This is a genomic window from Thalassospira sp. SM2505 (assembly GCF_054901115.1).
The window spans coordinates 2,182,978-2,204,502 of record NZ_CM142731.1; the positions used below are offsets into that span (position 1 = coordinate 2,182,978).

Consider the following 21,525-nt stretch of genomic DNA (forward strand, 5'->3'; position numbering starts at 1 on the left):
TCCCCCGAATATGGTTGCCAAGGCCATCATATTCGGGGACGGTTCTATGCCCGCCCTTCATTTTGTGAATGGCGGGTGTTTTGTATCTGGTTTCTGAATTTTAGGGTGACACTGTGGTCAGAGTTCTCGGAATCGACCCCGGTCTTCAACGTACGGGCTGGGGGATCATTGACCTTCAGGACAACCGCATGCGCCATGTGGCCAACGGTATTGTTACCTCGACCCAGTCTTTGACCCTGGCAGAACGCCTTGATCAGCTCCATACCGGACTGATCGAAGTGATCCGGATCTGGACACCTGACGAAGCCGCAGTCGAAGAAACCTTCGTCAATAAAAACCCGGTATCCACCCTTAAACTTGGTCAGGCCCGTGGTGTCGCATTGTTGGCACCCGCACGGAATGGTATTCCGGTAACGGAATATACACCCAATGCGGTCAAAAAGACTGTTGTGGGTGCGGGTCATGCTGCCAAACAGCAGGTGGAAATGATGGTTTCGACCTTGCTTCCGGGATGTGAAATTGCCGGGGCGGACGCGGCTGATGCGCTTGCAGTTGCCATTTGTCACGCGCAACATGCCGGAAACAGATCGCTTGCGGCAAGCATGGCGGCCAAACCAACAGGAAACGGGAGACGATACAGGTGATCGCGAAACTGCGCGGAATTGTCGATTTCATTGGCGAAGACAGTGTCATCATTGATGTGAATGGTGTCGGCTATCTGGTCTTTGCCTCGCGCCGGACTTTATCCATGCTGCCTCAAAAGGGCGGGGATGCCGGTTTGATGATCGAAACCCATGTCCGCGAAGATCACATTCATCTGTATGGTTTTGCCGATAATGCGGAAAAGCAGTGGTTTTCCTTGCTGACCACCGTACAGGGTGTCGGGGCCAAGGTTGCACTGGCACTTTTGTCTGTTCTTAGCCCGACGGATCTTCTGCGCGCGCTTGCTGCCCAGGATACAACAGCCCTGTGTCGCGCACCGGGCATCGGCCCGAAAGTCGCGACCCGTATCGTTGGCGAACTTAAAGACAAGGCCGCCAAGCTCAATCTTGGTCCGGTGGCAGCACCCGCGGCCCCGGAACCGGCAAAGCCGACGAAATCAAAGAAATCTGACAAATCATCAGCCGATGTGAGCGTGGACACAGCCCCGGTCGAACCGGTTGTCGATGATAGTGTGGTGATGGCTGATGCCGTCTCGGCACTGGTTAATCTTGGATATGGCCGCTCCGAGGCCTTCGGGGCGGTGGGCAAAGCAGCCCAGCAGGCGGGTGAAGACAAATCGATTGATACCCTGATCCGTCTGGGACTAAAGGAGCTTAGCGCGTGAGCGAAGAAGAAGATCGCCTGCTCAGTGGTGAGCGTCGCGAAGAAGACCATCAGGATGGATCGCTGCGTCCGCGCCGGTTGGATGATTTCACCGGGCAGAAAGAAGTGCGCGAAAATCTTGATGTGTTCATTCAGGCTGCGCGCGCGCGTGAAGAAGCCATGGACCATGTCCTGTTCTTCGGGCCTCCGGGCTTGGGCAAAACCACATTGTCGCAAATCGTTGCCAGCGAACTTGGTGTCGGTTTCCGCGCAACTTCCGGTCCTGTGATCGCCAAGGCTGGTGATCTGGCCGCACTTCTGACCAACCTTCAGCCGCGTGACGTTCTGTTCATTGATGAAATTCATCGTCTGAACCCCGCGGTGGAGGAAATCCTTTATCCGGCGATGGAAGATTTCCAGCTTGATCTGATCATCGGCGAGGGGCCTGCTGCCCGCTCTGTGCGGATTGATCTGCCGCCCTTTACCCTTGTTGGTGCAACCACCCGGTCCGGGCTTCTGACCACGCCGTTGCGTGACCGTTTCGGGATTCCGTTGCGTCTTAGGTTCTATGAACCCGAAGAGCTGGTTAGCATCGTTTCGCGTGGGGCGCGGCTTTTGCATTTCGATATGACCGAAGAAGGCGCGATGGAAATTGCCCGCCGGTCGCGCGGAACGCCGCGTATTGCCGGACGGTTGCTGCGTCGTGTGCGCGATTTTGCCGCTGTGGCCGAAAAGTCACCGGTTGATAAATTTATTGCCGATGCCGCACTGACCCGGCTTGAAGTCGATAATCTTGGTCTGGACAGTCAGGACCGCCGGTATCTGAACTGTATTGCCGGGAACTATGGCGGCGGGCCGGTTGGTGTTGATACGCTGGCGGCAGCCCTGTCAGAAGAACGCGATACCATCGAAGACGTGATTGAACCCTATTTGCTCCAACAGGGCCTGATTCAGCGCACCCCGCGCGGGCGTATGCTGGGCATCAAGGGGTTCCAGCATCTTGGTCTGACACCGCCGCGCGAGGCGGGCGGGATGCCGATATCGGACCTGTTTGACCGGCAGATTAACGGGTCGTCCGGGGGCGATTCCTGATGTCACACAATCATCACGATGCGTTGCTGGGTTATATGGATGGCACCCGGCATGTCTATCCGCTTGTTGTCTTCTATGAGGACACTGATGCGGGCGGAATTGTCTATCATGCCAACTATCTTGCATTTGCCGAGCGTGCGCGTTCAGCGATGCTTAACCTGTTGGGCTTTACCAATCGAAATGTTGCAGAACGCCACAAAGTTGCCATAGCGGTTCGACACTGTACCGTCGATTTTCGTCGCGCTGCCCAGTTGGAAGACCGCCTGACGGTGGAAAGCCGGGTGATTAAGCTAGGGGGCGCATCGCTTGGCTTCGAACAGAAAGTCATGCGCGACGGGGAAATACTTGTGGTGATCGAGATTTATCTCGCCTGCATGTCGCTGGAAGAACTTCGGGCACAAAGACTGCCCGACGAATTAAGAACGATATTTAGTCGATATCTGGATGTGAACAAGGACTGACGGGAATATGGAAAATCAAGTGGTCGACGCGGTAACGCTGGGGCAGTCGGTCATGGCGCATGACATGTCTCTGTGGGGACTTTTCATGCAGGCTGGACTGGTCGTCAAAACGGTGATGATCGGGCTTTTGATGGCTTCTGTCTGGGTATGGGCGATCGTAATCGAAAAGATTTTGCGCCTTCGCAAACTGCGCGCGCAGGCAAATACCTTTGAAGAAGCCTTCTGGTCGGGCGGTTCGCTTGAAGACCTGTATGACCGGATTGCGGACAAGCCGCGTGATCCGATGTCGGCGATCTTTGTATCGGCAATGCGCGAATGGCGTCGTTCGAACGCACGCGGCGTCCATGGGGACACCATGCGGGCCCGTTTGCAGCAGCGCCTTGAAAAGTCGATGGAAATTACGCTGGGCCGTGAAATGGACCGGGTTGAACGTTACATGACCTTCCTGGCATCGGTCGGCTCAACCGCACCGTTCGTTGGTCTGTTCGGGACGGTCTGGGGCATCATGGTATCGTTCCAGTCGATTGCGGCTTCGAAAAACACGTCGCTGGCTGTGGTTGCACCGGGTATTGCCGAGGCATTGTTTGCAACCGCCATGGGCCTTGTTGCCGCTATTCCGGCGGTTGTTGCCTATAACAAGATTTCCAGCGACCTTAATCGTTACAATAATCGTCTGGAAGCTTTCGTGGACGAGTTCAGCTCGATCCTCTCGCGCCAACTTGACGATTCGAGAGACTGATCATGGGCGCACAACTCGCATCTCGATCTGGCGGAGGTCGCCGCGGACGTCGCAATAACCGGCGTGCCGCAATGAGCGATATCAACGTCACACCGATGGTTGACGTCATGCTGGTGCTGCTTGTGATCTTCATGGTCGCAGCCCCGCTGATGACGGTCGGTGTCGAGGTTGATCTGCCTGAAACCAGTGCTGCCCCGATGACCGGGCAGGACGAACCGCTTGTTGTCTCGGTATCACGCGAAGGCACCATCTATATTATGGATAGCGAGATCGCCCAGGACACCCTGAGCGAAAAGCTCGCCGCGATTACCGACAACAAGGCTGACACACGCATCTTTGTCCGTGGGGACAAGGCCATTGATTATGGGCGCGTGATGGAAGTCATGGGGCTGATCAAGGATGCCGGCTTTACCAAGGTCGCCCTGATCGCCGAACTGCCCAAAAAGGGCTCGTAACAGACGATGCTGCGTTACGCTCTCATATCGCTTGGTTTGCATCTTGCGCTGTTTCTGGTCGCATGGCTGGGTTTGCCTGACCTGTTTGATGAAACGCCGCTGGAATTGCAGTCCATTTCGGTCGAAGTCGTGACAGTGGACGAGTTTTCTGCTGCCCCGACCAAGGCTTTGCCAAAGCCCGAACCGAAAAAGGAACCCAAACCTGCACCCAAGCCTGAGCCGAAACCGGAACCCAAACCGACACCAAAGCCGGAGCCGAAGCCCGAACCGAAACCGGAACCGAAACCCGAGCCAAAGCCTGAGCCGAAACCGGAACCCAAGCCGGAACCGAAACCCGAGCCGAAGCCCGAACCAAAACCGGAACCGGTGCCCGTGCCCGAGGTTAAAAAAGAGCCTGAACCAAAACCTGAACCAAAGCCAAAAGAACTGGCAGCGGTCAAACCCGATAGCAAACCTCAGCCTCCCAAACCGGAGCCGGTGAAAAAAACGGAACCGAAAAAGGAAGAACCGAAGAAACGCGACCTCATGAGCGTTCTCAAGGATGTGAGCAAGCTAAAGGAGACGGCACAGGCAACACCGGATACGCAACCCGATGACGTTCCAGAGGAAAATGCCAGCGAGGTTGTTGCAACCAGACTGGATGCCAATCTGACCATGAGCGAGCTTGATGCGGTCAAACGTCAGATTGAACGCTGCTGGAGCCCGCCGGCGGGTGCAAAGGAAGCAGGGAACTTTGCTGTTGAAATTCATGTCAGCGCAAATCCCGACGGAACTGTTCGACAGGCACGCATCAGTAATCTGAATGACATTCAGGGCGATTCTTCTCGCCGTACGATTGCAGAAAGTGCTTTGCGAGCAGTGCTAAATCCGCAATGCAGTCCTCTAAAACTGCCGCTGGATAAATACGAAATGTGGCGCACATTCACGTTTAATTTCGACATGCGTGAAATGCTGGGCCTTTAGTGATAAGTTCTTGAACACGCGTGGAAAATAGCGAGGCAGGATGACGATCAAGACCAACGCAGGAAAACGATTTTGGGTAAGAAGCGGTGTTGCCACACTGTGTGCCCTTGCCGTTGTCGCTGGCCTGAATGTCGGTTTCATGTCGCCGGCAAAGGCGGAACTCCGGATTGACATCACCCGGGGTGAACTCAAGCCGATGCCAATTGCTGTCACCCGTTTCCCGGGCGACGGTGTTGCCGAGACCGAGATCGGGCAAAACCTGACACAGGTGATTGCCGCCGACCTCGAACGTTCGGGGCTGTTTGCACCGATCAATGAAAAGGCATTCATCCAGAGTGCTGCTTCGCTGGCGGTCAACCCGAACTTTGCCGAATGGCGCGCCATCAATGCCCAGGCATTGGTCAATGGTCGCGTTGTTACGGAACCAAACGGATTGCTTCGTGTCGAATTCCGTCTTTGGGATGTGTTGGCAGAAACCCAGATGTCAGGGGTTGCCTATCGTACACAGCCCAATAACTGGCGCCGGATTGCGCACAAGATCGCCGACGAGATCTATAAGCGCATCACCGGCGAAAGCGGATATTTCGATACCAGAATTGTGTATGTGTCTGAAACAGGCCCGGCCGACAAACGTGTGAAACGTTTGGCGATCATGGATCAGGATGGTGCAAACCACCGGTTCCTGTCGGACGGTCGGTTCCTTGTGCTGAACCCGCGCTTCTCGCCGACAGCACAGGAAGTGGTCTATATGTCGTACTTCAACGACAAGCCACGCGTTTATGTTTTGGACATTGATACCGGCGAGTTGGAATTGCTGGGCGATTTTCCGGGGATGACCTTTGCACCCCGATTCGCGCCAGACGGGAACTCGGTTGTCATGTCGCAAGCGCTTGACGGGAACAGTGAAATTTATCAACTGGACCTGCGCACGCGCGAAAAGCACCAGCTGACGCGACATCCGGCCGTGGATACCTCGCCTTCCTACTCGCCTGACGGTTCGCGCATTGCGTTCAACTCTGATCGCAGTGGGTCACAACAAATTTACGTGATGAATGCAGATGGTGGGGGCGTACAGCGTATCAGCTTTGGTGGCGGTCTTTATGCCACCCCGGTCTGGTCGCCTCGCGGAGACCTGATTGCATTCACCAAATCACAAGGAGGTCGGTTCTATATCGGTGTCATGCGGCCAGACGGCAGTGGTGAAAGGCTGTTGGCCGAAGGGTTCCTCGTCGAGGGACCAACATGGGCTCCGAACGGAAGAGTGTTGATGTATCACCGCCAGCACCCGTCCAGGGACGGGACCAAGGATCGCTATCGTCTGTATTCGATCGATCTCACAGGTTATAACGAACGAGAGATCGTTACACCTGCGGATGGGTCGGACCCAGCATGGTCACCCTTGATTCCCTGATATCTCAAGAGTATAGTCATCGCGAAGCACTGAATGCGATTCGCTTTAATCGCGGGCATTTTCGGTGTCGCGAGACATGGAAAACACCAACCTCGGGCGAATGCGTCCGGTGTTAAGGGGAAAACTTAAATGAAACTTCGTATTCTCAGCGTTTTTGCTGCTGCCGCTCTTCTGGCTGCATGTGAAACTGCACCTGATAGCTCTGCGACCACTGGTGGCGAGGGTGTATCGACTGTAAACCAGCCGTCCACCAGCACGTCGCTGTCGGAAAGCAGCCCAGAGTGGTTCGCTGTTAACGTTGGTGACCGCGTCTTCTTTGGTTTCGATAAATACGATCTGGCCGGTGAAGCACGTCGCACCCTCGAACTGCAGGCCGCTTGGCTGAAAAAATACCCGCAGTACAAAGTTGTTGTTGAAGGTCATGCCGACGAGCGCGGCACCCGTGAATACAACCTTGCACTCGGCGAACGCCGCGCGAACTCGGTTAAAGATTACCTGATCGCTCTGGGTATCGACCCGTCGCGCGTTGAGACCATTTCTTATGGTAAAGAGCGCCCGGTTGCTCTTGGCCATGACGAAGAAAGCTGGGCGAAAAACCGCCGCGCTGTATCGGTTATCCGTTAAGCGCGTGCAGGTGAAAGCCTGACTTGAATATCAAGGCGCCTGTCCCATCCGGGGCAGGCGCCTTATTTTTGCCGCCTGAAAATGTTGAAAATGTCATGCTGTCCTGTTCATAGTGACGCATCGAAGACCGCATTGACGACAAAGGACCTGATAATGATCCGAGTTCGACCCACGACTGAATCGCAAATTATTGCCTGTGATCACGCCCGTTCTGTTTGGGCCAATATCACAGCTTCACGCGTAACAGGGGCCGCAACTTCGCGCAAAGGCCGCAACTTTCTTGTCGCACTTGCCATTGGTACAGTGCTTGGCATGACGTCACTTGGGTCTGTTCCTGTGCATGCACAGGATGCGAACATGTCCCGGCAGGTCGAACAGCTGCGCAAGGATCTTGATCTTTTACAGCGCTATGTCTATCGCGAGGGTACCAATGGTGCAGCCGCTGCTGCGGGGAGTGCGGTAAGCGGTGCAGACGCCTCGACCCCGGCTGCGGCCCGTCAGCAGGTCCAGATTAACGAACTTCAACGCAATTCTTCCCAACTGACCGGACAGCTTGAGCAGTTCGATTTCCGCATCCGCAAGATCGAAGAACGGCTTGAACGGCTGGTGGCTGATATTGATTTCCGCCTTGGGCAGCTTGAAGGCGGCGCTGCCGTTTCGGGTGGTGCAACTGGCGCGTCCCCGCTTGCAGCCGGGCAGGCAAATACAGCGACCCCGACCGGTAACGCGGTTTCATCGGGTGATCTTGGCGGAGGTGCCGGTACTGGCGAACCGCTTAATGATCGCGGAACCAAACTGTTTGGCGTGATCGAAAGCGAAGGTCAGCCGCCGAAAATTCCGTCAGGCGCCGCTGCAACTGCCGGTGCACAGACCCAGTCTGCTGCCCTGTCTGGTGGCACACCCGAAGAACAGTATCGCGAAGCATTCGGTCTGCTGCGCAAGCAGGATTTCCCGGCCGCGGAAAAGGCACTTAGCAGCTTTGTCTCCGCACATCCGAATGATCCGCTGGCGGGCAATGCGCAATACTGGCTGGGCGAAACCTATTATGTGCGCGGGGAGTTTGAAAACGCTGCCATCGCCTTTACCGAAGGTTTCCAGACATACCCCGATAGCACCAAGGCACCGGACAATCTGCTGAAGCTTGGCATGTCGCTTGCCAATCTTGGCAAGAATGAAGATGCCTGCACTGCATTCAGTCATCTGATTGATAACTTCCCGAACGCGTCGAATGTTGTGCTTGATCGCGCCCGTCAGGAACGCAAAAATCGCGGATGCGCGCAGTAAGCCGACTGTAAAAGGCATGTCATGACCGACAGCGTCCCGACAAATTCCGATCTTTCGGCGGCGTCCAGTGGAACTCCATTGGACGCCGTTGTCTTTGATCGCCTGATGATGGCCTTCGCACCGTTCGAAGTTGCTCCGAAATTGGTCGTTGGCGTTTCGGGGGGCGCGGACAGCATGGCGCTTGCCCTTTTGGCGCATCAATGGTGTCAGGCGCGTGGTGGTTCGGTCGTTGCGCTCACGGTTGATCACGGGCTGCGATCCGGTTCTGCTGCCGAAGCCCGATGGGTCGGTGATCAGCTTTCCAGATACGGGATCGAGCATGTCATCCTGCGCTGGGAGGGGACAAAACCCGCCAGTGCTGTGCAGGAACGCGCCCGCCAGGCACGCTATGATCTGATTGATCGGTTCATGGCTGATCGCGGCATTTTCCATCTGCTGGTTGCCCATCATGGTGGTGATCAGGCCGAAACCATTGCCATGCGTGATGCCCGGGGGACCGGGATTATGGGGCAGGCGGGCATGTCTGCCCGGCGTTTCCTGCGCAACGGGCGTGTCTTGCGTCCGTTGCTGTCGGTTCCGAAAACCGATCTGATCGCAACGCTTCGGCAATCGGGTCAGGAATGGGTGGAAGACCCGTCAAACTGCAACGAAAAATTCGAACGCGTGCGGGTTCGCAACGAGCTGCAAACACAAGGTGCGGGTTTGGTATCTTTTGATGATGCTTCGGAGCGCATCAGGTTTGAAGCCGCTATCGGCCGATTGCTGGCACAGGCGGTCACGTTGCATGGCAATGGTGTGGTGCAATGCGCCCGCGATCTGTTGACCGACACCCAAATCCCCGAAGCTGTGCGGGTCTATGCGCTGGGGCAGGTGGTGCGCACCGTTGGCGGGGCCGCCTATATGCCGGCCATTGACGGTTTGGCTGCTGCACTTGCCAGATTGGCAGCAGCCCCGTCTGCGCGTGTCAGTCTTGGGGGCTGCGTCTTGCATGGTCGCAAAGGCAAGATTTGCGTTTATCGGGAACTTGGCCGTATGGACCGGGAGCCGGTTCGTGTTGCAAGGGACATTGTTGGTCTGGACAGTTTTATAAGGTGGGATAACCGGTTCGAATTGGTCTTTGATCGGCAGACATTAACGCCACAGGATCACATGTGGATTGCGCCTTTGGATCGTTGTGATGTGTGTCACACGAAAGCATTTCGGGCTGCATTACGCGAAATTGTACCATTTATTGGTGATTTGCCACGCGCAGCCCTTGCATCAATGCCTGCACTCTACGATAAAGAAGGCTTGCGATCCGTTGGCGGGCTTGAGGTTTCGGAGCTTTCCGACGTATTATCCGCCGCCGACTGCGAATGGCCCCCGGGCAGGGGGAAATTTTCATTTGGCGGGCGATGGCGGTTTGCACCTCCGGTACCTTTGTGGGAAAGTGGTTTCAAATCGTCGCCGAAACCCGGCAACCTACTTGCGTAAGCAGGGCTTGTGACTATCTGATGTTCAAGCCTTGCGCAGGAAGTTTTGCGTCACGGCACACATAATTGCGACCAGTAGCTTGGAATGAATATGGGAAAAAATCTCGCACTGTGGGTTATCATTGCCATCCTTTTGGTGGCCTTGTTTAACCTGTTTCAGTCGCCCTCCGGACGGTCCGGCCAGTCGTCGCTGGCGTTCTCGGACTTCCTTGCCGAAGTTGATAGCGGCCAGATTTCGGAAGTCACCATCCAGGGCAATACTCTGATTGCAGAAACGCGCGACGGTCGCTCTGTTAATGTTTACACCCCGAATTACCCGAACCTTGTCGAAAAACTGAATGACAAGGGTGTGCGCATCATTGCACAGCCGGAAGAAAGCCTTTCGCCACTCATGAGCGCGCTGATCAGCTGGTTCCCGATGCTGCTGATTATCGGTGTGTGGATTTTCTTCATGCGCCAGATGCAGGGCGGCGGCGGCAAAGCCATGGGCTTTGGCAAATCCAAGGCCAAAATGCTGACCGAAAAATCCGGTCGCGTGACCTTTGATGATGTCGCAGGCATCGAGGAAGCCAAGGGCGAGCTTGAAGAAGTCGTCGACTTCCTGCGCGATCCCCAGAAATTCCAGCGCCTTGGCGGTAAAATCCCCAAAGGTATGCTGCTTGTTGGTCCTCCGGGTACTGGTAAGACGCTTCTGGCACGTGCGATTGCAGGCGAGGCAAACGTTCCGTTCTTCACCATTTCGGGTTCGGACTTTGTTGAAATGTTTGTTGGTGTCGGTGCATCGCGTGTGCGCGACATGTTCGAACAGGGCAAGAAAAACGCTCCTTGCATCATCTTCATCGATGAAATCGACGCTGTTGGTCGCCATCGTGGTGCCGGTCTTGGCGGCGGTAACGATGAACGCGAACAGACACTTAACCAGCTCCTCGTCGAGATGGATGGTTTCGAAGCCAACGAAGGCGTGATCCTTGTGGCTGCGACCAACCGCCCGGACGTTCTGGACCCCGCATTGCTGCGTCCGGGCCGTTTTGACCGTCAGATTGTTGTTCCGAACCCTGATCTTGAAGGCCGTGAACACATTCTTGGTGTCCATGCCCGCAAGGTGCCGCTGGGGCCGGATGTTGATCTGCGTACGGTCGCACGTGGTACGCCGGGCTTCTCGGGTGCTGATCTGGCAAACCTTGTCAACGAAGCAGCTCTTCTTGCAGCCCGTCTTGGCAAGCGTGTCGTTACCATGGCCGATTTCGAAAACGCCAAGGACAAGGTCATGATGGGCGCGGAACGTCGTTCCATGATCATGACCGATGACGAGAAAAAGCTGACGGCCTATCACGAAGGTGGTCACGCGCTGGTTGCTATTCACACCCCGGCATCTGATCCGATCCACAAGGCGACCATCATTCCGCGCGGTCGTGCGCTGGGTATGGTGATGCGTCTGCCGGAACGTGATCAGGTTTCCAAATCCTATGAACAGCTGATCTCCGATCTTGCAGTTGCAATGGGTGGTCGTGTTGCCGAGGAAATCATCTTTGGCAAGGACAAGGTCACCACGGGTGCATCCTCGGACATCAATATGGTGACCCAGTATGCCCGCAAGATGGTCACGGAATGGGGCTTCTCGGACAAACTTGGCAATGTCAAATACGTTGATAATCAGGAAGAAGTGTTCCTTGGTCACAGCGTGGCACAGCACAAGAATGTTTCCGAGAAGACTGCACAGCTGATCGATGAGGAAGTGCGTCGTTATTCTGACGAGGCCTATACTTTCGCCAAGCGTGTTCTGACCGAACATCTTGATGATCTGCATATTCTGGCCAAGGGGCTTCTGGAATATGAAACCCTTTCGGGTGATGAAATCAACGCGCTGCTGCGCGGCGAGGAACTCAACCGTTCGGGCCATTCGACTGGCGGTGGCAAGGATGCCGGTGGTGGACGCCGTTCCACCGTGCCGACCACCGGTGGTGCCCGCAAGGATAACCCTGGTGAAGGTGGCGGAGATCTTTCTCCCGAACCGCAACCGGGAAGCTAACGAAAGAGACTGATGGACGAGATCAAAAGATCGGTCCTGCGAAGCCCCGCCGATGTGCGGGGCTTTGCTGATTTTGATGGACCGCTTTACTACGCACCCACGGGTTTCATTGATCATGCCGATGATCCCAATACGCTGCCGCTTGCGGGATCACGGCGCGGGTTTTCTGCCCTTGAAATCATTCGTCGTCGCGAAGGTGGTGGTGCTGAAAGCATGATCCTGCCGCTTCTGGCTCTCGAAGGCTGGGTTCAGAACAGCGGGCGCGTGGATGAAATCAACAATGTCCTTGACCGGCTGATGGCCAAGCGTCCGGAATATGCCGGGCTTGATATGGCTTCCTGTCACGTCATGGGCATCATCAATGTCACGCCCGACAGTTTTTCCGATGGCGGGGACTACAACACGACTGCTGACGCGGTTGCTCGTGGCCGCAAGATGGTCGAGATGGGGGCATCCATTCTTGATGTCGGCGGCGAATCGACCCGACCGGGTGCGGATGAAGTCTCTGAACAAGAAGAAATCAACCGCGTTGTACCGGTCATCCGTGACCTTGCTGCCGACGGTCATGTGATTTCAATTGATACCCGCCATGCTTCGGTAATGGAGGCCGCGATTGAGGCCGGTGCTGCGATCATCAATGACGTTACCGGACTTGAGGGTGATGAACGCGCGATGGAAGTTGCGGCTGCATCGGGCAAGCCGGTCATGCTGATGCATATGCAGGGTGAACCGGGCACGATGCAGGCAGATCCGCAATATGATTGCGCTGTTCTCGATGTTTATGACTATTTGCTTGATCGCATCGAAAGCTGCGAACGGGCAGGGATTTCACGTGATCGCATTTGCATTGATCCGGGCATCGGATTTGGCAAGACGCTGTCGCACAATCTGGAACTTCTGTCGCGGTTGGCGATTTTCCACGGCTTGGGATGTCCGATCCTTCTTGGAACGTCGCGTAAATCCTTTATCGGCAAAATCGATCCCAAGGCAGAACCCAAACAGCGTTTGGGTGGTTCGATTGCATCGGCGGTTAATGGATGGCGTCACGGGGTTCAGATGATCCGCGTGCATGACGTTCAGGAAACCGTACAGGCGCTTTCCGTGGCCAGTTCCACCTCAATCGTATAGCAAGACAGGTCGATATATCACTGGCTGTATAGCTTGTGATTTTTGACGGTTTGATTAAAAGCAAGATCAGTCAGGTTGTTGAAGAAAGATATTCTCAACCTGAGTTGGTCTTGCTTTTTTTTGTCGGGATTCTGGCATTTTCTGACCTTTGAAGGTTGGGGCTTGCACATTGGGACACATCGTCACATACCAAACAGTGAATGAATAAAAGTGACTCAAAAGTCACAACTGTTGGTTGGCGCAAAAGCAAATGCGAAGGTCTTTGTATGAACGGATTTGAGGGTCTGGCGCAGTCCGTATTCGACGGTGCCACTTCCGGCCGGGATGCTATGAAACACTGTGTGTTCGTCGTGGAAGACAACACAGACCTGAACAAGGATCTGTGCGAATATCTTGATATGTGCGGTTTCGATGTCGTCGGATGCGAAACCGGTGCGGCATTTTATCGTGCGCTCAAAACCGGAAAACCGGATGCTGTCATTCTTGATATCATGCTTCCGGATGCGGACGGTTATGAACTGGCGCAACATGTCCGCAAGAATATTGATTGCGGGATCATGATGCTGACGTCGCTTTCGGGCATGGATAATCATCTGACCGGCTACAAGTCCGGTGCGGATGTCTATCTGACCAAGGACAGCCCGCTTTCGGTCATTGAAGCCGCCCTGAAACCGCTGATGCGCCGCACGACACGCAGTGACATGGACACAGGCCAGGAACAGGTTGTGCCTGATGATGGCTGGGTGCTGGATCTGCTGAACTGGACCCTGCGTAATCCAAACGGGAACGAGGCGAGCCTTACTGCAACGGAACGCACGATCATCAGATTGCTGATCGAAGCCAATGGTGCTTGGCTGACCCGCCCGGAAATCGTTATGGAACTTGGCAAGGCCGATACCGCAGAAAACTGTCGCAACCTCGATACGGCCATCCGCCGTGTTCGCCAGAAAATCCTTAAGGAAATTGGTGAAGAACTGCCGGTTCGAACGGCCTATGGTCGTGGTTATGCCTTTACTTCGACCGGGGTTGTTCTGGGCGCTGCCGACGCATCATAACGCGGCGTTACGATCCATTTTCCTGTCGATCTTCTTTCAGGGTGTCTTGATAGCGGGCTCTTTGATGGGCAAAAGCAAGCACAGTTCTATCCCGGACTGTCCGCGGTCACGCAATTTGATTGATCCTCCGTGGGCATCGACAATGCGTTGCGAAATATGAAGGCCAAGCGCACTGCGTTGCGAACCGGACTCAACGTCCTTGCGGAACAAGGCTGCCCCGATCAGGCGGATTTCCTCATCATCAAGTTCCGGACCGCTACAGGGAATAGCAATTTCGACTAGCCATTTGCTTTGCCGCTGCAATACCAGATGCAATGGATTGCCATGGGCAAAACGTCGGGATGTTTCAATCAGGTTGGTAATAGCAAGGCCAATCAGCGTTTCATCAATGTAGGCCTCGACACCTTCGGCATGGTGGATGGTCAGGAAAATTTCGGCTCCTTCACGGGTGGTGTTGGCAACGAATTCTTCCATGAAACGATCAACGGAAACCACTTCGCGCGCCAGTGAAAGTTCCTGATTATCAATGCCATCCTTGCTCAGGAATATATCGACCAGGCGGGCAAGTTTGCGCGCCTGAAGCTGGATCCGTTGCAGTCGATCCATGACATCGCCCTTATGGTTTTTCAGGCGCAGCATCAGCATTTCAGCCGACCTCTGGATTACCGCAAGTGGTGTACGAAACTCATGCGACAGCATCGAAATCAGTTTGCGCTGTTCTTCAACCAGTGTGGTGGTCTCAGCTGCCTTCATTGCAACAGAGATACGTTCACGATCCATAGACGCCAGACGAAAGCCCATCAGGATACTCATTGCGATGATGTGGAACAGCAATGTGAATTGATGCAGTCCCAGACGCATCGGTGTTGCCTCTATCAGTCCGACATGGGCAAGTTGCAGCATGATGGCAGGGCCTGTCGGCATCACCAGAACGATCAGAAATGCCCAGCTCATCTTGTTGCGAACATTTTTGAACAGTCGTCTGATGATGTGAAGGCACATCAGGGCCATGAATACTGAATGGCTCGGAATAATATAGGTGCCAAAGACCGTATACAGATCGTTGGTTGCTCCAAAAAGGAAAAACAAAATCATTGCGCTATAGCCGCAATAGATTTTGAACATCAGGGGATGTCGTTTCCTGATCCCGGTAATATGTAACCACAGGAACGCCGTGGCGGCATGCGAGATGACATTTAGTTGCCCTAGAAGAAGATCATTCATCCAGGGCGTTTCCGGTCGGATATCGCTTAATACAACACCGTTTACAATTGCGACAACACCCCCGACGCTGGCTACCCAGATTCCATACAGAACCACAATAGGGTCGCGCGCCATAACGCCAAGCGCCAGATAGGCAAAGCCAAGTGTTGCGATTATCCCGAAGAACACATTGGTCGCAATGTTCCGATAGGTTAGCGACGAGATCAGATCACCCGCAGGCCACAATTTTGCCCGCAGAAAATTCGCACTGTTGCTTTTTACCCGGATGAACATCTGGTAGTCGCCAGAGTCAAGCAATGGCAGGGCGGCCACTTGGGTTGATCCCGCATAGGTCCGTTCGCTTGCCGGAACGTGATCTCCGAGATGATCTTGCCAGATCGGGTCGCGTATGCTGTCAGCGACAATCATCACATCAATGAAGTTCAGGTAGGTGGGATTAAGTTCAATGAGCGGCTTTGTGGTCAGTTTGTCCTGAACTGTGATGTCCAGCCTGTACCATATTGCATCCCGGCTATAGCCAAAGGACGGGATGCCGGTGGTCATGACAAAGGCGCTGTCAGGAAGCCCCCTGATATCGCTTAATACCATACGGCGAGTCTTGTCGACATACCATCGAAGATAGGGCGTAATTTCAAGCGGTCCGGGAATAAAGCTTGATAGTTTCAGTCTGGAATATTCACTGGGCTCAGGGGCTTGTTGCGCCTGCGCCGATTGAATTGTCGTGACATTAAGGGCGATGACGATCAAACCCGTGACCACAGTCATCGTGACCACCAAATGGCCAAGCTTTTTTCTGATGGATGCTAACGCTGATAACATAGGGTCAGCGCCTTTTGTCTGAGGGTATCAAGGGCAGCTTCCCCGAAAGGCCGAACTGGATTTCGTTGGTTTTCCCGGCTGTTGCTTGAAGGTTGTAGGGCAGCTTAAGCAATACCGTTGTCCCGCCATGTTCGCCGACACTAAGTGACATGCTGCCTTTATGGGCTTCAATGATCCGGTTGGTAATATGCAGACCCAGTCCCACACCCTGTGTCACCGAAGATTCCCGGCCGCGATAAAACGCATTCTGGACCTTGCCCAGTTCATCCGGCGCGATGCCGGGGCCTTCATCGACAATGCGGATATAGACATAGCCGTTGGCAGACCGGTTGCAGGCAATCCATACCGGGGCGCCCGGTGCATATTTGCGGGCATTTTCGATGATATTTATGATGGCACGTTCCAGCAGAATGCGATCAATATTGACGATCGCGAAATCTGCATTGATCAGGCTGACATTCTGCTCCTGAACTTCTATGGACCGCCGTGCAATCAGATCCGTCAGAAACTGGTCGATGGCAACCTGTTCACGCGATGTCGTGAAGGTCGCACTATCAAGGGTTTCCTTGGTCAGAAAGGCGTCAACAAGAGCTGATAGCTGTCCGGCATTTCGGCGTATTGTCGTCAGTCGGTTATGAACGGATTCATCTTCATCACGCATATGCAATCCCAGAATTTCCGAAGAGCGCTGTATGATTGCAAGCGGTGTGCGGAACTCATGCGACAGCATGGTGATGAATGTACGTTGTTCTCCGGCAAGCTGGGATGCGCGCTGATTGCTCTGATAGGCATGGATGCGCTTGTGTGCAAGTCGATAGACGCGAACACCCATGGCAATTGCAACCATGACCAGATGGATTGTCGAGCTGGCCTTGTAGATGTTGGACGTTAGGCTGTTGATTGGCAGGCTGCCAATCAGCATCAAAAGATGAATACAGGCCGACAGCGTCGGAAAGCCCAGAGCAAGAAGGAAGAACCAATACATCAGTGTATTGTTTTCCCGGTACCCGGTCGCGATCAGATAGCCAAGCAAGATGAAAAGCAGGAATGTATGGGGAATGAAGAACAGCTTGGCATAATAGATATAAAGGTCCGATGTGGAGGTGAGAGCCCCCAAAATCATGAGACCGGCAAGACCCATCATCACACGGAACAGGAACGGGTTGTGCTTGTCCAGGCGAATAATATGGGCCCACATTGCGACAGATGACCCGATAGAAATCGCCGTTCCGGTCCCGGTAATCAGGTCGTTTGCATATAACGAGACATCCTTGAATAACAGCTGGGCATATCCTGTGGTTCCGAGATTAAGCAGGAACAACCCCAGAATATATATCGCATACCAGCTCACAGATGCATCGCGCGAAAACACGCCAAACGTCATATAAAGGGCAAAAACAACAAGCAAAACCCCAAGATAACTGCCGTTGCGGTAACTTTGCGAACCGGTTTCTGCAATGAATGTTTCCTGAGTCTGAAGCTTGGCTTCAAGGACATGTGCGCTGTTTGTGACAACCCGGATGACAAGCCAGTAGTGACCGGGGGCAAGTTCGGGCCAAAGACTTATATATTTAAGGTTGGCCGGGGCGCCGGGATCGTTGGGAACCCTGTCACCAACCCGGTCTTCCCAAAGCACCTTTCCTGTTTCCCGGGAAAGAACAGTTAATAAAATATCGTTGAGATAAGCTGCTCCCAGCTCGATAAAAGCATTGGTACCCGGGCTGTCAAATCGACTTTCAACGATAAACGGGGCGCGATACCAGACCGGCTGGTCGGTATATCCGGGGCCGGGCCTGTTATAAATCGTTTCAAATTCGGTTTCGGGAATATTTATGACGTCGGCCGGGATCGATATTTCCCGGCTTGTCGTCAGACGGGTCAGAAAATGATCAAGGGTGATATCACTGGCCGGACCGTTGTTTCCGATTACGAAATGTTGCTGCCTGTCATGGGCGCGGGATGGCGCCGGGAACATTTCAATGAAAACAGCGATAATGATTGCCCAAAGCACAATCACCGCCATGTTTGAGCGAAAAACGCGCAAAATTCCCCCGGTTTCAATCCTTTAAAACGATGACCTTTTTGATAGCGGGTTTTTGAAAGCAGGTCATTGCTTTTATCAGAAGGTAAGCATGTAATCGCGTTAACGTATTGATGGCAGACTGGGCGTAAAATCTAGCCCTTGTCAGGATGATTGAAGAGTAGCATTGAAGCGTCACTTTGATATAACCGGCAGTCAGAATTCATGAGGCGGTGATCACTGTCCGTCACGTAAGCAGAGAAAAGAACATGAGCCGCAAATATTTTGGTACCGATGGAATTCGTGGAACGGCCAATACGGCCCCGATGACCGCCGAGGTTGCGTTGAAGGTCGGAATGGCTGCCGGGCATTATTTCACGCGCGGGAACCATCGGCACAAGGTTGTCATCGGCAAGGATACCCGTCTGTCGGGCTATATGCTTGAACCGGCACTGGTTGCCGGTTTCACCTCCATGGGGATGGATGTGATGCTGGTCGGGCCAATGCCGACCCCCGCTGTTGCCATGCTGACCAAATCGATGCGTGCCGATATCGGTGTCATGATCTCTGCTTCGCACAACCCGTTTCAGGATAACGGCATCAAGCTGTTCGGTCCGGACGGCTTCAAACTGTCAGACGAAGTCGAACTGGAACTCGAAGCCCTGATGGAAAGCGACCTTTCCGGCAAGCTGGTCCCGGCCAATGCACTTGGACGGGCAAAACGCATTGATGATGCGCCGGGTCGCTATATCGAGGCTGTCAAATCCTCCTTGCCCGGTTCGGTCACCCTTGAAGGCATGCGCATCGTTCTCGATTGTGCCCATGGTGCCGGATATTCGGTTGCGCCCAAGGTTCTGCGTGAACTCGGTGCCGATGTGATCGAAATCGGCACCAGCCCGAATGGTTTGAACATCAATGACAAATGCGGTTCGACCTATACCAAAACCATGTGCGATCGCGTTCTCGCCGAAAAGGCTGATGTCGGTATTGCGCTGGACGGGGATGCCGACCGTGTTCAGATGTGTGATGAAAAAGGTCAGTTGATCGATGGTGATCAGTTGATGGGTCTTGTGACCACCCACTGGAAACGAACCGGTCAGCTGCGTGGTAACGCGCTGGTGGCGACGGTCATGTCAAACCTTGGGCTTGAACGATACCTTGAACGCAATGATGTGCGCCTGATCCGCACCAAGGTCGGTGACCGCTATGTGGTTGAACAGATGCGCGCCCTTGATTGCAATGTTGGCGGGGAACAGTCCGGGCATATCGTACTATCCGACTTCGCATCGACCGGTGATGGCCTTCTGGCAGCCCTTCAGGTGCTTGCCGTCCTTGCCAGCCGCGAGGGGCGCGTGTCGGAAATGAGCCGCGTGTTTGATCCGCTGCCGCAAATCCTTAAAAACGTGCGCTATTCTGCCGGTTCTGATCCGCTTTCCGATAGCAGCGTGATCGAGGCTATTGCGACAGCTGAAAAGTCATTTAACGGCGACGGTCGTGTTCTGATTCGTAAATCGGGTACCGAACCACTGATCCGCGTCATGGCCGAGGGCGATGACGCGGTCAAGGTCGAACAGATCGTTGACCGCATTGTCGCACAAATTACCGCAGTGGCAGGCTGATGCCGGTTAAACGCCGTTTACTGACGTCATAACAACACTTTGCATGCATAAAGGAAGTCGATCATGAAAGGTCGTGTCTTGATTATAGCCGGATCCGACTGTTCGGGCGGGGCAGGTATTCAGGCCGATATCAAGTCGGTAACTGCTCTTGGTGGCTATGCTGCAACGGCGATTACCGCCTTGACGGTGCAAAACACGACCGGAGTCTTCGACGTTCTGGGCATCGCCCCGGAGATGATCGTTCATCAGGCGACTGTGACGATTGATGATATCGGTGCTGATGCCATCAAGACCGGAATGCTCCACAGCGTGCCGGTGATCGAAGCAGTGGCGGAATTCATCAAGCAAAAGGCAGCCGGTATTCCGGTTGTTGTTGATCCTGTGATGGTATCGCAAAGCGGATCCCCCCTGTTGCAGGAAGACGCTGTTTCGGCCCTGATTGGCAAGATGATCCCCCTGGCTACTGTTCTGACACCAAATATTCCCGAAGCGGAAGCATTGTCAGGCATGAAAATTACCGACGAAGGTGATATGATTGCTGCGGCGCACAAAATTGGTGATCTCGGTGCCGAGGCTGTTCTGATAAAAGGTGGTCACGCCGAGGGTGATAAAATCGTCGATATCCTGTGGCGCCGGGATGGCGATATCGAGGGCTTTGAAGGAACTCGTATTCCGTCTGAAAATAATCATGGTACGGGCTGCTCGTTAGCAAGTTCGATTGCAACCGGGCTGGCACAGGGCATGGGATTGAGTGATTCTGTTGCTCGCGCACGGGCTTATGTCCGTGAAGCCATCCGAACCGCACCAAATTACGGCAAAGGAAACGGTCCGCTAAACCATGCGCATCCTGTGACCGGGTAAGTCACTTAACGAAATGTCACAGGGCGCCAAAAGTTGGGACACTTGCGGTATGCCGGGAACTTCGTTTTTTCATCAGGCGCGTAATAATGCCTGGTCCAATCACCGTCTGTTCGGGGTTTGTCAGAAGCTGACAGCGCACGAACTTGATGCCAAACGAACAAATTTTTCGCCCTCAATTCTTGAATCCCTGAACCATATGCTGACCGTTGACTGGTATTATCTCGACGTTCTTACCAACGGGGGACGGGGGGCTGATTGCCTGATCAATGAAATGCCGTTTCGCGATATCGCCAAACTGGCCGCTGCCCAGCGCGACACAGATCATAAACTGATGACCTTCTGTGAACAGCTGGGCGAAAAGGATGCCATGCGTGACGTGAAACTCGAACGTCAGAATAACGGGGTTACACACGAAACCGTCGCCGATATTCTGTCTCATCTGTTTGTCTATCAAACCCATCATCGTGGGCAGGTCCATGTTTTGCTGGGCCAGACCACACAGTCACCGCCACCACTTGATGACTATCATCTTGAATATGATGCGCCTTTTCCCGGAACGGGGTTTGCAATTCCCGGCGGTAAAGGTGCCTGAAGGATACCGATGAATAAACGAATGCTACGTCGTGCAATTTTGGTGGGCGGGATTGTTGTTCTTGCCGCGGCAAGCTATGGCGATCCCGAACGCCACATCGCCGATCTGATCTGGAAGAATGATGCCGCCCCCTGGGAAAAGGTAACAGCGGTCTATACGCCTGATGCAGCGGAGCCTCTCAAGATCGAAATCAGCGAAGCCGTCTTTGCCGATGTTGCTGCCTGCCGTGACCATGTCATGGAATTGGCGGCCGAGCGTAGTGATCCTGACCTTCAAAAAGGCAGTTTTGAATGTGCAGTCGGCTTTTACCCGCAAAGGGATGCGGAAAAAAAGACCGTGACCGGCGACTATCGGCTGATTGTCCGCTAGGCC

20 protein-coding genes are annotated in these 21,525 nt (G+C 54.1%); 18 read left to right on the forward strand and 2 right to left on the reverse strand.

The window, feature by feature from the left end; all coding sequences use genetic code 11:
• Positions 1 to 113: 113 nt before the first annotated feature.
• The 14 genes from ruvC to ACTU44_RS10160 all read left to right on the forward strand — a co-directional run bounded on the left by ruvC (position 114) and on the right by ACTU44_RS10160 (position 14,018).
• The gene (ruvC, locus tag ACTU44_RS10095; RefSeq protein WP_462097352.1) at positions 114 to 644 is read left to right on the forward strand and encodes a crossover junction endodeoxyribonuclease RuvC; all 531 of its coding nucleotides are present in this window, start codon (positions 114 to 116) and stop codon (positions 642 to 644) included.
• Complete coding sequence (gene ruvA, locus ACTU44_RS10100) at positions 641 to 1,327, forward strand: Holliday junction branch migration protein RuvA (RefSeq protein ID WP_336080561.1); 687 nt, start codon at positions 641 to 643, stop codon at positions 1,325 to 1,327. Before ruvC ends, ruvA begins: the two co-directional genes overlap by 4 nt.
• The gene (gene ruvB, locus ACTU44_RS10105; protein WP_114099842.1) at positions 1,324 to 2,397 is read left to right on the forward strand and encodes a Holliday junction branch migration DNA helicase RuvB; all 1,074 of its coding nucleotides are present in this window, start codon (positions 1,324 to 1,326) and stop codon (positions 2,395 to 2,397) included. Before ruvA ends, ruvB begins: the two co-directional genes overlap by 4 nt.
• Positions 2,397 to 2,858 carry a YbgC/FadM family acyl-CoA thioesterase gene (locus ACTU44_RS10110; protein ID WP_336080562.1) on the forward strand — a complete coding sequence of 154 codons (462 nt, stop codon included), beginning with the start codon at positions 2,397 to 2,399 and terminating at the stop codon, positions 2,856 to 2,858. Before ruvB ends, ACTU44_RS10110 begins: the two co-directional genes overlap by 1 nt.
• Before the next feature lie 7 nt (positions 2,859 to 2,865).
• A complete protein-coding gene (gene tolQ / locus ACTU44_RS10115; RefSeq protein WP_114099844.1) occupies positions 2,866 to 3,597 on the forward strand; it encodes a protein TolQ in 732 nt (243 codons plus the stop codon).
• A gap of 2 nt (positions 3,598 to 3,599) precedes the next feature.
• Positions 3,600 to 4,052: a protein TolR gene (tolR, locus tag ACTU44_RS10120; protein WP_114099845.1), complete on the forward strand. Its 453-nt coding sequence runs from the start codon at positions 3,600 to 3,602 to the stop codon at positions 4,050 to 4,052.
• 6 nt (positions 4,053 to 4,058) lie between these two features.
• Positions 4,059 to 5,015 carry an energy transducer TonB gene (locus tag ACTU44_RS10125; RefSeq protein ID WP_336080563.1) on the forward strand — a complete coding sequence of 319 codons (957 nt, stop codon included), beginning with the start codon at positions 4,059 to 4,061 and terminating at the stop codon, positions 5,013 to 5,015.
• A gap of 40 nt (positions 5,016 to 5,055) precedes the next feature.
• Positions 5,056 to 6,426, forward strand: coding sequence for a Tol-Pal system beta propeller repeat protein TolB (gene tolB, locus ACTU44_RS10130; RefSeq protein WP_114099847.1), 1,371 nt, complete (start codon positions 5,056 to 5,058; stop codon positions 6,424 to 6,426).
• A gap of 129 nt (positions 6,427 to 6,555) precedes the next feature.
• Positions 6,556 to 7,050, forward strand: a complete 495-nt coding sequence (pal, locus tag ACTU44_RS10135) for a peptidoglycan-associated lipoprotein Pal (RefSeq protein WP_068518111.1) — start codon at positions 6,556 to 6,558, stop codon at positions 7,048 to 7,050.
• 153 nt (positions 7,051 to 7,203) lie between these two features.
• Positions 7,204 to 8,334 carry a tol-pal system protein YbgF gene (ybgF, locus tag ACTU44_RS10140; protein ID WP_462097353.1) on the forward strand — a complete coding sequence of 377 codons (1,131 nt, stop codon included), beginning with the start codon at positions 7,204 to 7,206 and terminating at the stop codon, positions 8,332 to 8,334.
• Between the two features lie 21 nt (positions 8,335 to 8,355).
• Positions 8,356 to 9,807: a tRNA lysidine(34) synthetase TilS gene (gene tilS, locus ACTU44_RS10145; protein ID WP_462097354.1), complete on the forward strand. Its 1,452-nt coding sequence runs from the start codon at positions 8,356 to 8,358 to the stop codon at positions 9,805 to 9,807.
• 84 nt (positions 9,808 to 9,891) lie between these two features.
• Positions 9,892 to 11,835, forward strand: coding sequence for an ATP-dependent zinc metalloprotease FtsH (gene ftsH / locus ACTU44_RS10150; RefSeq protein WP_462097355.1), 1,944 nt, complete (start codon positions 9,892 to 9,894; stop codon positions 11,833 to 11,835).
• Between the two features lie 12 nt (positions 11,836 to 11,847).
• Positions 11,848 to 12,963 (forward strand): dihydropteroate synthase, encoded by a 1,116-nt coding sequence (gene folP, locus ACTU44_RS10155; protein ID WP_114099851.1) that lies wholly within the window; start codon positions 11,848 to 11,850, stop codon positions 12,961 to 12,963.
• Between the two features lie 266 nt (positions 12,964 to 13,229).
• Positions 13,230 to 14,018, forward strand: a complete 789-nt coding sequence (locus tag ACTU44_RS10160) for a response regulator transcription factor (protein ID WP_114099909.1) — start codon at positions 13,230 to 13,232, stop codon at positions 14,016 to 14,018.
• Positions 14,019 to 14,054: 36 nt separating this feature from the next.
• On the opposite strand, the gene ACTU44_RS10165 is transcribed toward ACTU44_RS10160, so the two are convergent.
• A complete protein-coding gene (locus tag ACTU44_RS10165) occupies positions 14,055 to 16,007 on the reverse strand; it encodes a sensor histidine kinase (protein ID WP_462097356.1) in 1,953 nt (650 codons plus the stop codon).
• A 58-nt stretch (positions 16,008 to 16,065) separates the two neighbouring features.
• On the reverse strand, positions 16,066 to 18,105 hold the full coding sequence (locus ACTU44_RS10170) for a sensor histidine kinase (RefSeq protein WP_462097357.1): 2,040 nt from the start codon (positions 18,103 to 18,105) through the stop codon (positions 16,066 to 16,068).
• A 245-nt stretch (positions 18,106 to 18,350) separates the two neighbouring features.
• Here ACTU44_RS10170 and glmM point away from each other — a divergent pair, with 245 nt between their 5' ends.
• The 4 genes from glmM (at position 18,351) to ACTU44_RS10190 (ending at position 21,522) form a co-directional block, all read left to right on the forward strand.
• Positions 18,351 to 19,700: a phosphoglucosamine mutase gene (glmM, locus tag ACTU44_RS10175; RefSeq protein WP_114099854.1), complete on the forward strand. Its 1,350-nt coding sequence runs from the start codon at positions 18,351 to 18,353 to the stop codon at positions 19,698 to 19,700.
• A gap of 63 nt (positions 19,701 to 19,763) precedes the next feature.
• Positions 19,764 to 20,561: a bifunctional hydroxymethylpyrimidine kinase/phosphomethylpyrimidine kinase gene (thiD, locus tag ACTU44_RS10180; RefSeq protein ID WP_336080571.1), complete on the forward strand. Its 798-nt coding sequence runs from the start codon at positions 19,764 to 19,766 to the stop codon at positions 20,559 to 20,561.
• A gap of 49 nt (positions 20,562 to 20,610) precedes the next feature.
• Complete coding sequence (locus tag ACTU44_RS10185; protein ID WP_462097358.1) at positions 20,611 to 21,153, forward strand: DinB family protein; 543 nt, start codon at positions 20,611 to 20,613, stop codon at positions 21,151 to 21,153.
• A 21-nt stretch (positions 21,154 to 21,174) separates the two neighbouring features.
• Positions 21,175 to 21,522 carry a hypothetical protein gene (locus ACTU44_RS10190; RefSeq protein WP_462097359.1) on the forward strand — a complete coding sequence of 116 codons (348 nt, stop codon included), beginning with the start codon at positions 21,175 to 21,177 and terminating at the stop codon, positions 21,520 to 21,522.
• Positions 21,523 to 21,525: the final 3 nt, after the last annotated feature.

What these genes read in the sequence shown, in the direction of transcription:
- ACTU44_RS10110 (WP_336080562.1), top strand. Translation starts at nt 2,397, where the DNA reads ATGTCACACAATCATCACGATGCGTTGCTGGGTTATATGGATGGCACC.
- tolQ (WP_114099844.1), top strand. Translation starts at nt 2,866, where the DNA reads ATGGAAAATCAAGTGGTCGACGCGGTAACGCTGGGGCAGTCGGTCATG.
- tolR (WP_114099845.1), top strand. Translation starts at nt 3,600, where the DNA reads ATGGGCGCACAACTCGCATCTCGATCTGGCGGAGGTCGCCGCGGACGT.
- ACTU44_RS10125 (WP_336080563.1), top strand. Translation starts at nt 4,059, where the DNA reads ATGCTGCGTTACGCTCTCATATCGCTTGGTTTGCATCTTGCGCTGTTT.
- tolB (WP_114099847.1), top strand. Translation starts at nt 5,056, where the DNA reads ATGACGATCAAGACCAACGCAGGAAAACGATTTTGGGTAAGAAGCGGT.
- pal (WP_068518111.1), top strand. Translation starts at nt 6,556, where the DNA reads ATGAAACTTCGTATTCTCAGCGTTTTTGCTGCTGCCGCTCTTCTGGCT.
- ybgF (WP_462097353.1), top strand. Translation starts at nt 7,204, where the DNA reads ATGATCCGAGTTCGACCCACGACTGAATCGCAAATTATTGCCTGTGAT.
- tilS (WP_462097354.1), top strand. Translation starts at nt 8,356, where the DNA reads ATGACCGACAGCGTCCCGACAAATTCCGATCTTTCGGCGGCGTCCAGT.
- ftsH (WP_462097355.1), top strand. Translation starts at nt 9,892, where the DNA reads ATGAATATGGGAAAAAATCTCGCACTGTGGGTTATCATTGCCATCCTT.
- folP (WP_114099851.1), top strand. Translation starts at nt 11,848, where the DNA reads ATGGACGAGATCAAAAGATCGGTCCTGCGAAGCCCCGCCGATGTGCGG.
- ACTU44_RS10160 (WP_114099909.1), top strand. Translation starts at nt 13,230, where the DNA reads ATGAACGGATTTGAGGGTCTGGCGCAGTCCGTATTCGACGGTGCCACT.
- ACTU44_RS10165 (WP_462097356.1), bottom strand. Translation starts at nt 16,007, where the DNA reads ATGACTGTGGTCACGGGTTTGATCGTCATCGCCCTTAATGTCACGACA.
- glmM (WP_114099854.1), top strand. Translation starts at nt 18,351, where the DNA reads ATGAGCCGCAAATATTTTGGTACCGATGGAATTCGTGGAACGGCCAAT.
- thiD (WP_336080571.1), top strand. Translation starts at nt 19,764, where the DNA reads ATGAAAGGTCGTGTCTTGATTATAGCCGGATCCGACTGTTCGGGCGGG.
- ACTU44_RS10185 (WP_462097358.1), top strand. Translation starts at nt 20,611, where the DNA reads ATGCCGGGAACTTCGTTTTTTCATCAGGCGCGTAATAATGCCTGGTCC.
- ACTU44_RS10190 (WP_462097359.1), top strand. Translation starts at nt 21,175, where the DNA reads ATGCTACGTCGTGCAATTTTGGTGGGCGGGATTGTTGTTCTTGCCGCG.